General features: G+C 59.5%; 1 protein-coding gene. It reads left to right on the forward strand.

From position 1 onward, the window contains the following. The first annotated feature begins 69 nt into the window (after positions 1-69). Complete coding sequence (locus DH08_RS30225; protein WP_192182912.1) at positions 70-1,428, forward strand: ISKra4 family transposase; 1,359 nt, start codon at positions 70-72, stop codon at positions 1,426-1,428. Positions 1,429-1,431 lie beyond the last annotated feature (3 nt).

Genomic DNA, 1,431 nt, shown 5'->3' on the forward strand with positions numbered 1-1,431 from the left:
CGGGAGCGGGAAAAAGCTTGGGGTAAGAATTTTGGCGTAACCGGAGCTTTTTGTCGGAAGGGGCATTCGGTGGCAGCGCAATTGAGGATGAAGGTCTGGGTCGAATTGGTTGGCGCCGATGGCCTGCCGCTACGTCGAGAGATCGCAATTGTCGCACGCAACGTCGAAGGAGCGCGGCTCGGCGACTTCGGCCTCTCTCTGGATGAAAGCAAGGGCATACAGCGCCGCCTGCAGGAGGAATTCACGCAGTTCCAAGCAGATCAGGCGGCACAACTGGACAGGAATTGTTTGGAATGCGGTCGCGTTCGGAGCATCCATGACTACCGATCTCGCACGGTCGACTCGCTCTTTGGCGTTTGCCGTATGCGCGTACCTCGCTTTCGCGGCTGCGCGTGCGACGGATCGGCAAATCCTGGCGAAGGAAGAACAGAAGCCCTGTTGAACGGCAGAGCCACGCCGGAGTTGCAGCGCATTCAGGCTGAACTCGGCTCCCGATTGTCATTTCGTGAAGCGGCGCGTGTTCTCGACCTTTTTGTGCCGGCCATGCGGCCGCACAATCATCGCACTGTAAGCAACCGGCTGGCGAAGGTCGCCGATCAAATCGAGAAATGGGACCTTGCAAGTCCCTATAGACTGAGCCGTGCCGACGGGTCGCCCGTTTCCGTGTTCATTGATGGCGCCTACATTCGCGCGGTCCCCGGATACCAGAGCCGCCATTTCGAAATTGTCATGGGGCGGGTTGTGACCAAAGGCCGACCACCGCGTCAGTTCGCGGCCTCACCGCATGTTACCACCGGCAAGCACGATGTTGTTCGTGCGGCGCTGCGGGCGCAAGGGTGGGTGCCAGGCAGCGACGTCACCGTTTTCAGCGACGGAGACGTCGGGCTGCAGGGTATCGTCATCGGCGCAACACGCCAGCCCATCACCCACATTCTCGACTGGTTCCATCTGTCGATGCGGCTCCGTCACATCGAACAGGCGTGGGAAGGGCTCAAGTGCGTCGGCAATCTGAGTATTTACCTTCGAGACACTACGCTTCATGTGCCGCGGCTTCGTCATCTCCTCTGGAGCGGCTACGTCAGGGAGGCGACGAGAGCCGTGAGGGATATGCTTTGCCAGTTGGAGCAATATGCTCGGCTGCCGGATGCCAGCAACAAGCTCAAGCGCTTCTTCGAACTGGTCAGCAATCTTCAGACCTACCTGATCCAGAACAAAACCTCCCTGGTCGACTACTGCCAACGATATTGGTCGGATCACCCGATCTCGAGTGCCCCGGCCGAATCCGCCGCCAACAGCCTCGTCAATGCCCGCATGAACAAAAAACGTCAGATGCGCTGGTCTCCCGCAGGGGCTCACAGGGTACTTCAGGTCCGCGCGGCGGTTGCCGATGGTCGATTGAAGCAAGCCAAGTTTGCCCTTGCGGCTTGACCC

This window comes from Mesorhizobium amorphae (assembly GCF_014843845.1).
Classification (GTDB): domain Bacteria; phylum Pseudomonadota; class Alphaproteobacteria; order Rhizobiales; family Rhizobiaceae; genus Mesorhizobium; species Mesorhizobium amorphae_A.